Source organism: Mycobacterium bulgaricum (assembly GCF_041287165.2).
In the GTDB taxonomy this organism is placed as follows: domain Bacteria; phylum Actinomycetota; class Actinomycetes; order Mycobacteriales; family Mycobacteriaceae; genus Mycobacterium; species Mycobacterium bulgaricum.
On the sequence record NZ_JBGGKV020000027.1, the window covers coordinates 1 to 8,504 of the forward strand.

General features: G+C 68.9%; 11 protein-coding genes and 2 pseudogenes. 10 read left to right on the forward strand and 3 right to left on the reverse strand.

Annotation, left to right across the window (positions count from 1 at the left end; translation table 11 throughout):
* Positions 1–214 (reverse strand): annotated as a pseudogene (locus tag ACAG24_RS29215) (hypothetical protein); the annotation flags it as partial.
* Here ACAG24_RS29215 and ACAG24_RS29220 point away from each other — a divergent pair.
* The 4 genes from ACAG24_RS29220 (at position 198) to ACAG24_RS29235 (ending at position 2,588) form a co-directional block, all read left to right on the forward strand.
* Positions 198–737: a hypothetical protein gene (locus ACAG24_RS29220; protein ID WP_370475527.1), complete on the forward strand. Its 540-nt coding sequence runs from the start codon at positions 198–200 to the stop codon at positions 735–737. The pseudogene ACAG24_RS29215 and the gene ACAG24_RS29220 overlap by 17 nt on opposite strands.
* Before the next feature lie 80 nt (positions 738–817).
* Positions 818–1,105, forward strand: a complete 288-nt coding sequence (locus tag ACAG24_RS29225; RefSeq protein WP_370475526.1) for a hypothetical protein — start codon at positions 818–820, stop codon at positions 1,103–1,105.
* Positions 1,106–1,452: 347 nt separating this feature from the next.
* Entirely contained in the window at positions 1,453–2,022 is a 570-nt protein-coding gene (locus tag ACAG24_RS29230; RefSeq protein ID WP_370475525.1) for a hypothetical protein, read from the forward strand.
* Positions 2,023–2,102: 80 nt separating this feature from the next.
* Entirely contained in the window at positions 2,103–2,588 is a 486-nt protein-coding gene (locus tag ACAG24_RS29235; RefSeq protein WP_370475524.1) for a hypothetical protein, read from the forward strand.
* Between the two features lie 357 nt (positions 2,589–2,945).
* On the opposite strand, the gene tnpB is transcribed toward ACAG24_RS29235, so the two are convergent.
* Entirely contained in the window at positions 2,946–4,406 is a 1,461-nt protein-coding gene (tnpB, locus tag ACAG24_RS29240; RefSeq protein WP_370475523.1) for an IS607 family element RNA-guided endonuclease TnpB, read from the reverse strand.
* Positions 4,399–4,719 (reverse strand): annotated as a pseudogene (locus ACAG24_RS29245) (recombinase family protein); the annotation flags it as partial. The gene tnpB and the pseudogene ACAG24_RS29245, both read right to left, overlap by 8 nt.
* A 475-nt stretch (positions 4,720–5,194) precedes the next feature.
* Between ACAG24_RS29245 and ACAG24_RS29250 the strand changes: the two are divergent.
* The 6 genes from ACAG24_RS29250 to ACAG24_RS29275 all read left to right on the forward strand — a co-directional run bounded on the left by ACAG24_RS29250 (position 5,195) and on the right by ACAG24_RS29275 (position 8,329).
* Positions 5,195–5,653 (forward strand): hypothetical protein, encoded by a 459-nt coding sequence (locus ACAG24_RS29250; protein WP_370475522.1) that lies wholly within the window; start codon positions 5,195–5,197, stop codon positions 5,651–5,653.
* 76 nt (positions 5,654–5,729) lie between these two features.
* Positions 5,730–6,005: a hypothetical protein gene (locus ACAG24_RS29255; protein WP_370475521.1), complete on the forward strand. Its 276-nt coding sequence runs from the start codon at positions 5,730–5,732 to the stop codon at positions 6,003–6,005.
* A 190-nt stretch (positions 6,006–6,195) separates the two neighbouring features.
* Positions 6,196–6,585 carry a hypothetical protein gene (locus ACAG24_RS29260; RefSeq protein WP_370475520.1) on the forward strand — a complete coding sequence of 130 codons (390 nt, stop codon included), beginning with the start codon at positions 6,196–6,198 and terminating at the stop codon, positions 6,583–6,585.
* A complete protein-coding gene (locus tag ACAG24_RS29265) occupies positions 6,582–6,938 on the forward strand; it encodes a type II toxin-antitoxin system RelB family anti-toxin (RefSeq protein ID WP_370475519.1) in 357 nt (118 codons plus the stop codon). The genes ACAG24_RS29260 and ACAG24_RS29265 overlap by 4 nt, the downstream gene beginning before the upstream one ends.
* Before the next feature lie 411 nt (positions 6,939–7,349).
* Positions 7,350–7,712 carry a hypothetical protein gene (locus tag ACAG24_RS29270; RefSeq protein WP_370475518.1) on the forward strand — a complete coding sequence of 121 codons (363 nt, stop codon included), beginning with the start codon at positions 7,350–7,352 and terminating at the stop codon, positions 7,710–7,712.
* A gap of 71 nt (positions 7,713–7,783) precedes the next feature.
* Positions 7,784–8,329: a hypothetical protein gene (locus ACAG24_RS29275; protein ID WP_370475517.1), complete on the forward strand. Its 546-nt coding sequence runs from the start codon at positions 7,784–7,786 to the stop codon at positions 8,327–8,329.
* Positions 8,330–8,504 lie beyond the last annotated feature (175 nt).

Here is an 8,504-nt window from a genome sequence, read left to right on the forward strand (position 1 = left end):
ACGCGCAACCCACACCCGCGCCGAACTGCGCAGGCCGAGTGACCTTTTCGGCCCAATCAAGCTCGCTGCCGCTCGCGGGCCGAAAACCCTGCTCCGTTCGTCGCGGCCTCTTCGGGGTGGCGCGCGCCACCCCGCCGGTCCCCCGCAACCCCAGCGCTAACCGGCGCAGCACATCCCGTACACGAACGGAGAACACCATGACCAAGATCGCCATCCCCGAGTCCCACATCGGCATCCCCGCCGGCGCGATCTCGCAGGCCTACGTGCGACTGCGCGGCGCCCAACAGCCCGACATCAGCGTCCACCACGCCCACACCGACACCGCGCGCGTCACCCTCACCTGGGGACGCATCCTGTTCACCTTCTTCAACACCCAAGCGGCCCAGGGTGTGCTGGAAGGCTTCGGGGCCGCCCGCCAGGCCCTCGCCGGGCTCCCCGACAATCTCGCCCCCCGCGACCAGCAGCCCTACGACGGGCCCGCCATCGGCGTCGACTGGACCCGACGCCCGCCCTACGCCGTCACCCGCCGTGAAGCACTCACCCCCGACAAGCGACGCACCATTCGCTGGGCCGAGGTCTACATGCGGCCCGTGACCTTCCAGATCGTCGACCTCGCCGCCTACCGCAGCGCAGTCGAGGTCCTCCAGCTCGCCCACAAAACCGCCGCCGCCGTCTGCCTCGACGGAGACCAACACCGCTTCGACCCCACCGCCGACAGCTACCGCCCGACCCGGTGATGCACAACGGGGCCGCACTTATCCACAACCGGGAGTGCGGCCCCGCCCACCACCGCCCAGCAGCGGCGATCATCAGACCCATGACCACCACCTGGGCGGTGACCCGCAGCAGCCACCGCGACGAGCAGACCATCATCGGGCTCGGCGACAACCCCGCCCACGCCCGCACGCTGCTCACGACCGCCACCGCGGCCCTGATCGCCCGCGCCGGAGACGACGAATGGCCGCGCTACACACTGCACCTCGGGGCCGACATCACCGCCATCATCCAGACCGGCGACGACCACCACGGCCGACCCGACCACGCCGGCACCGCCGAGCTCCTCGACTGCATTCACCACCGCAGCCCCGACCCCTTCACACCGTAAACAGCTGACACCACGCCGATGTAGTGTGTTCCGGTTCGTGGGCGCCGGCGCACTAGGTGCGACCGGCGGATGCCCGCCTGCGGCGGGCGTGTCCGTAGCCCCTCACCTTTAACCGTTCAGCTGGGTCGCCCAGTGTGACCGACGAGGCCCCGTCACGCGCAACCCACACCCGCGCCGAACTGCGCAGGCCGAGTGACCTTTTCGGCCCAATCAAGCTCGCTGCCGCTCGCGGGCCGAAAACCCTGCTCCGTTCGGCACGGCCTCTTCGGGGTGGCGCGCGCCACCCCGCCGGTCCCCCGCAACCCCAGCGCTAACCGGCGCACCCAACACACGAACGGAGAACACCCATGACCACCACCCACACCGACCTTCTCGCCGGCGGCCGCCACACCTACCGGCTGGGCGAACGCCTCGCCGCCATCGCCACCGACCTGCTCTACTTCGTCGAGCCCGGCCACGAGGAACTGCACCCCGACGGCATCCCCGAAGGGCTGACCATCACCGCACACCGCCGCAACCACACCTGGGGCACCACCGCCCAAGTCTGGGCCCGAGACGCCCACGGCGTCCTGCAGGCCAGCGCCGAATCCAGCGCCGCCCACCCCGACCTGGGGCGCTCCATCTCCGCCCGTACCCGCCACTTCCGCGGCGGCGGCCTGCTCTGGACCCACACCGCACCCGTGGTCACCGACGAACCGATCAACATTGTTGACCCGTGGAGCTACGCCGCCGTCGGCCGCCACATCTACCAGCTGCGCCCCGAATACCGCCTCGACGGCGCACCCCTGTGGCAGCTACGCACCGACGACCTCGACACCGAGCACCCCCGCTTCGCCGGCATCGACTCCGCCACCACCCACATCGCCGAGTTCCTCGAACCCGCACCGCAACGGCGACGCCGCACCCGCAGCGCCTAACACCCGCACCGAACCGGCGGCCGCGAACCCACCGCGGCCGCCGGCCATCCCCCATCCCACACCACCGAAAGGACACCACCATGACCGAGCCCGCCAACAACTCCGCACCCGAGGCGACACCGCTGCGACGCGACGGAAACGCCCACTACTACAACCAGATCAACCCGCCAGCAACACATTTCATCGAACAGACCGTGGCGGTGCACCTACGGCTCTCCGACGACGGAACCCGATGGATCGTCGACGGCCCCAGTGTCGACGGCCACCCACTCGACAGCACCTACGACGATTTGAGCGCCACCAACGACGAGTGCGCCTGCAGCCAGCCCGAGGAATGCCGGCGGCGGCGCGACTACGCCGAGGCTCTGCCGTTGCCTACCGGCGCCGAGCTGCTCGCGATGCTCGCCGCCGCCCTCGACACACCCGCCGAACCGATGACCGCCGACCAAGCCAGCAGCTGGGCCGGGAGACCCCTCACCGCCGACGAGCTCGACCGCCTATCCGAAGCGATCCCCCACTCGTCAATTCCCGAGGCGATCGACACCATCGTCGCCAGCTGGGACTAAACCCAACACCGGGCCCGGTCACCCATCCCGAGGGTGGCCGGGCCCCCCTTTTTTGCTCCGGTCCTCCCCGCCGGCGGCGCCCCTGCGGGGCCGCGCCTGGCGGACACCCCACCCCCGTTGTCTCTCACCTTTCTGCCTGTCAGCAGGCGCCCACCCTGACCGCAGGACCCCGAGCTGGCTCAACCCACACCCGCACCGAACTACACAGGCCAAGTGACCAGTTCGGCCCAACGCCAGCTCGCCAAGGCGCTGCGCGCCAGCTCGCGCGGGCCGAAAACCCTGCTCCGTCGCAGCGCGGCCTCTGCGGGGTTGACCCACCGTTGCCCTTTGGTGAGCGAATGTGAGTTCGCTTGTTCATTAGGCAGCCTCGCCTTGCGGTGAGGCGGTCCCCGTCTGATCCACCTTGTGGTGGTGCGGGGTTGACGTTTCATCGCCGGCTGCGTCGCCCGCTGGTGCGGGGTCGGTCTCAAGCATGGCTCCGCGTCCTGCCGCCGAGCCACTCCCGGCGGGACTCTGTTCACCCACTATTGGTGGTACGCCGAGTCGGGCGAGATTGATCGCAGCACCCAGATCACGATCGATCCGCATACCGCAGCCGTCACACTCGAAGACTCGATCGGCCAGAGTGAGGTTTGGCTTTCGCCTCCCACAAGCCGTGCACAACTTCGACGACGGAAAGAATCGGTCGGCCTCCACGAAATGGGAGCCGTACCAACGAGTTTTGTAACCGAGCATGCGCCTGATCTCGGCCAGAGCAGCATCAGCCAAGGCGCGATTCAGACCCCGCTTGCGGGCGCCCCCCTTGGCGCACATCCCCGCGGCATTCAAGGTTTCGACCACCACCACATCGTGCTGCTGGGCCAGTGCGGTGGTGGCCTTGTGCAGCACGTCACGGCGCACCGCCGCGACGTGGGTGTGGGTGCGGCCGATCCGGTCCTGGGTGCGGCGCCACCGCTTCGAGGGCTGCTGGCGGGTCCGGGTCTGCGGGTCATACCGGCCGTGCTGGCGGGCCGCTCGGCGCTGCAGCGCCCGCAACCGAGATTGCGCGGCGCTCAGCGACTTCGGCGCAGTGACACGCTCGACTTCAACACCGTCGGGCGTGGCGATGACCAGCAGGCTATCGGCTTTCACCCCGACATCGACACCAACCACCGGATGGGCCGATCGCCGTGCATGCGCCGGCCGCGTCTTAGCCTCCACAATCACCTGCAGGGCGCAGTGCCAGCGCCCGGCAGAGTCTTGGCGCACGGTGGCCGACAGGATTCGCGCTGTGCCGGCCTCGATCCGGCGGGCCAACTTGCGAGTCGACTCATGGGTGCGGACGGCACCGAGCCGCGGCAGGCTGATGTGGCGGCGATCAGCCTCGCACCTGATCGTCCCGGTGGTGAACCGCACCGATCGCGGTGTTCGGGAGGTCTTGAACCGCGGGAACCCAAGGGCGCGGCCGGCGCGCTGGCCGCGCCGTGAGGCCGACCAGGCATCCAACCCGCGGGCCAACCCGTCGAGGCCGGTGTTGTAGGCTTCTTTCGAGTTCTCGGCCCACCACGGCGCACACCAGGCCTTGCGCTGATTCCAGGCCTTGCGCAGCGCCGGCAACGACCACCCCACCGCCGGGGTCAACTCCGAATCGGGCACACCGTAGCTGCGTTCGGCGGCCCGCTGGTCCATCACGGCTTTCACCAACGCCAGCATGTGATTGTGCGTGAACCGTGCCGCCCCGGCATGAGAGGCCAACCCTCGCAGCTGTGTTGGTGTCGGATCCAACGCGAACCGATAGGCCTGCGCCGTCCAACCCTCGGGGATCTCGAACCTAGCCACCGGCAACCACCTCGGCCTGTTTGGTGGCGGTCACTGCCCGCATCGCACGGTTACGTGCACCGCGGCGGCCGTACAGGCGCGCACACATCGAGGTCAGCACCTCGATCATGTCGCGCACCAGATCATCGACAGTCTCGCCCTGGTCGGCAACGATGATCCTGCGGCTCTGGGCGGACAACGCGGCTTCGAGGTGCTCCACCCCGAAGCGCGCCAACCGATCCTGATGCTTCACGACCACCACCGAAGCAGACGGGTCCGACAGAATCCTGCGCAACTTCGGCCGCTTGCCGTTCAAGCCCGACCCTGGCCCACATGGTCGAGCAAGCACACGCCGACATCGCCCACGACGTGGCCGCACGCACCGAACAGGCCAACACCGTCGGCGCCGGCATCATCAGCCTGATCTAACCCGCGGCACCATCGGCAGGGCCGGTCACCCTCACCACTAGGGCGGCCGGCCCCGCCATTGCCGTGCCCCACAGTGCCGGCGCCCCGGGAGGGCGCCGGATGCCCGCCTACGGCGGGCGCGTCCGTAGCCCCTCACCTTAAAGCCGTCAGCAGGGGTCGCAGCCTAATCGGCCGGGGGCCCGACCGGTCAACCCACACCGACGCCGAACTACGCAGGCCGAGTGACCTTTTCGGCCCTATCAAGCTCGCTGCCGCTCGCGGGCCGAAAACCCTGCTCCGTCCGGCGTCGCCTCTTCGGGGTTGACCGCCCACCCTCAACCGATTGACCGCTCCCCAGCGCTGACCGGCGCACCACTCACCACGAGAAACGGGAGAACAACATGGACCACGCATTCGAACTCGCCTTCGACCTTCTCGCCGAAGCCGCCGACCGCATCCAACAGCAGCAGTACGGCATCACCCGCAACCTGCTCCACAACCACGGACCGATCCAGCTGACCACCGTCCACGAGTACAGCCCCGAACAGGGACACCACCTCGTCCTGCTCGCCACCGACGACTACGGGCTGCTGGCCGCCATCGAGGCCACCGCACCCGACCTCGACACCACCCCCGAGACCCGCATCCAGAAAGTGCGGGCCGGCGATTTGACCTTCCACGCCGTACCCGGCACCTGGTCCTACCGCGCCGCAGGCGCCCACACCTACACCCTGACCGCCGGAATCGGCGACGAGCCGATGTGGACCCTCACCATCGACAACGCACCACTGGCCCTGGCCTACGACGACCTCCACGAGGCCATCGACGACGTGCTCACCACCGAACCCGCTGCCGCATAACCGATCCCCGGCCGGGCCCGCCACCACCAGGCGGGCCTGGCCCTCATTCACCCACTCACCACTGGAAGGACCCACCATGACCAACACCAACGACACCGACTGGCAGGCCGACTGGGCCATCGAGATCGACCGGGGCCGCCTCGCCCTCGACGGCAGCCTGGTCGACGCCATCAACGCTCTCACCCGCGCGCAGCAGGCGCTGACCACCTTGACCAGCAAGCACGTCTACGACACCGAGTTCGCCGAGAACATCCAGGGCGACGACATCGCCTCGTTCCTCGCCGACAGCCTGCGCAACACCCGCGCCGCCTACCACATCGCTCACCGCGTCATCGAGGACGAACGCACCTAGCAGCTGCCCCGGGGCCGGGCCCGCCACCACTCGGCGGGCCCGGCCCCTGCCCGTCCTTCCCGCAGCAGCCGCACCCGCACGACATCGGCACGGCACCAACACATCTCACACTAGGAGGACCATCCATGAGCCCCGTCCCGCACACCGGATATGCCTTGCGAGGCGTATTCCCTCAGAGTAATATTAGCGTATGTTGATCGACTGGTCCGACGAGTTCAACACCTGGCTCGACCGGCTCGAAGATCACGCCGAGCACGACCCCATCAGCGCCCGGCGACTGGACTACATCACCGCGCAACTACAGCACCTACAAGAGCTGACCGAGCCACCCCAAGACGACACCGCCCACCTGCGCCGCGTCCGCCAATCCAAGACCTATCCCGTATGGCGGCTCTCCCATCCCTACGACCCGGACATCGCCGTCCGGCTCATCGTCTGGTTCCCCGACCACGAGCACGCCGTCATCGCCCTGTTCGCCGGCGACAAAGCCCGCATCGGAAACGCCTTCTACAACAGCGTCGGCACCCGCGCCGACGCCGCGATCGAAACCTGGAAACTCAGAAAGGACACCCCATCATGACCGTTGAAGACCGCGGCGGCGCTCGCCTGACCAAGCTGCTCGCCGATCCCGAGCGCGCCGAGCGCGTCACCCAGATCCGCCAGCAGATGCGCGACGACGATCGCGCCTACGCCATGAACCTGGCCCTCATCCGACACGCCGCCGACCTCACCCAGGTTGAACTCGCCCGACGCCTGGGAGTCGGACAAGCCGCGGTGTCGAAAGTCGAACGCCAACACGACCTTCTGCTGTCCACCCTGTCGAGCTACGTCGCCGCCGCCGGCGCCAACGCACGCATCGTGGTCACCGTCGGAGACCGCGACCTCGAATTTGACCTCGCCGCCCTGGCCGGGCCTGCGCCCACCGAGCCCTAACCGCCCCGGCAATACCCACCGCCGCCGGCCGGTGTCCGCGCGCGTCGCGGGCACCGGTCGGGTGTGGTGTCTTCCGATTCGCGAGCGCCGGCGCACTAGGTGCGACCGCCGGATGCCCGCCTGCGGCGGGCGTGTCCGTAGCCCCTCACCTCTAATCCGTCAGCAGGGGGCGGCAGCCTAATCGGCCGGGGGCCCGACCGGTCAACCCACACCGACGCCGAACTACGCAGGCCGAGTGACCGTTTCGGCCCAACGCCAGCTCGCCAGGGCGCTGCGCGCCGGCTGCCGCGGGCCGAAAACCCTGCTCCGTCCGCCGCCGCCTCTTCGGGGTTGACCGCCCACCCTCACCCCATTTGACCGCACCCCAGCGCTGACCGGCGCGCCACTCACCACAAGAAACGGAGAACACCCATGACCACAACCACCGCACCCACGATCACCACCACCGTCTACCTCAACGACGCCGAAGCCAGCTTCCTGGGCTTCAACCGCGCCTCACCAGCCCGCCTGCGCGCTGCGGCCACCTTCAACCTGGCCATCCCCACCGACACCCGCCCACAGCAGACCGCCATCAACGCTGCACTCGAGCACATCTTCGACGAGCTCAACTGCGAACCCACCACCACCTGGGCCACCGGATGGCGCCACGCCGGACACCGCAGCCTGTCCGTCGGCGACGTCGTAGTCATCGGCGAAACCGCCTGGGCCGTCGCCTCAGTCGGCTGGAACCCCGTGCCCACCGACGAACTCACCGCAGCGATCGACCGCCACTGACCACCCGATCGGGCCCCGCACCTCGGGGCCCGATCCCTCCCCCACCACCTGATCACCCATCCTGAAAGGACATGTCCATGGGCCAGTACTTCAACCCCGTCATCGTCGACCCGAGCGGCCGACCCCTGCGAGCCCTCAACCCCGCCGACTACGGCACCGGACTGAAACTGTCCACCCACACCCGCGCCGACTCCGCCCTCATGACCGCCGTGGAAACACTGCTCACCCTCGACGGCGGTGCCCGCCTGGTCTGGGCCGGCGATGAGGACACCACCGACGACGACCAGCCCGGCCTCTACTGGCGCATCGAACCCCACCACTTCGTGCGCTTCGCCGGGCTCATCGACCCCGAGGAACCAGTCGAGCCCAACGCCGAAGCGCCAGCACTCACCCGCCACCGCTACCTCTGCAACGCCGATAAGCGCCAGTACCTCGACAAAAACCACCTCGGCAGCGACGACCACGGAATCCGGCGCTCCCCACTACCGTGGCTCACCGCCGAAGGCGCCACCGCCACCAGCGGACGGCACACCACCTGGGCCCGCGACCGCATCTACCTCACCAACGACCACCCCGGCCCCGCCTGGACCGAAGTGCCCGCCCTGCTCTGGATCTGACCCACCGCCGCCGGCCGGTGTCCGCGCGCGTCGTGGGCACCGGTCGGTGTGGTGTGTTCCGGTCCGCGGACGCCGGCGCACTAGGTGCGACCGGCGGATGCCCGCCTGCGGCGGGCTCGTCCGTAGCCCCTCACCTTTAACCGTTCAGCTGGGTCGCCCAGTGTGACCGACGAGG

Excerpts from the sequence above, each read along its gene's own strand:
- ACAG24_RS29265 (WP_370475519.1), top strand. The coding sequence starts at position 6,582 with ATGACCGTTGAAGACCGCGGCGGCGCTCGCCTGACCAAGCTGCTCGCC.
- ACAG24_RS29260 (WP_370475520.1), top strand. The coding sequence starts at position 6,196 with ATGTTGATCGACTGGTCCGACGAGTTCAACACCTGGCTCGACCGGCTC.
- ACAG24_RS29225 (WP_370475526.1), top strand. The coding sequence starts at position 818 with ATGACCACCACCTGGGCGGTGACCCGCAGCAGCCACCGCGACGAGCAG.
- ACAG24_RS29250 (WP_370475522.1), top strand. The coding sequence starts at position 5,195 with ATGGACCACGCATTCGAACTCGCCTTCGACCTTCTCGCCGAAGCCGCC.
- ACAG24_RS29270 (WP_370475518.1), top strand. The coding sequence starts at position 7,350 with ATGACCACAACCACCGCACCCACGATCACCACCACCGTCTACCTCAAC.
- ACAG24_RS29235 (WP_370475524.1), top strand. The coding sequence starts at position 2,103 with ATGACCGAGCCCGCCAACAACTCCGCACCCGAGGCGACACCGCTGCGA.
- ACAG24_RS29255 (WP_370475521.1), top strand. The coding sequence starts at position 5,730 with ATGACCAACACCAACGACACCGACTGGCAGGCCGACTGGGCCATCGAG.
- ACAG24_RS29230 (WP_370475525.1), top strand. The coding sequence starts at position 1,453 with ATGACCACCACCCACACCGACCTTCTCGCCGGCGGCCGCCACACCTAC.
- ACAG24_RS29275 (WP_370475517.1), top strand. The coding sequence starts at position 7,784 with ATGTCCATGGGCCAGTACTTCAACCCCGTCATCGTCGACCCGAGCGGC.
- ACAG24_RS29220 (WP_370475527.1), top strand. The coding sequence starts at position 198 with ATGACCAAGATCGCCATCCCCGAGTCCCACATCGGCATCCCCGCCGGC.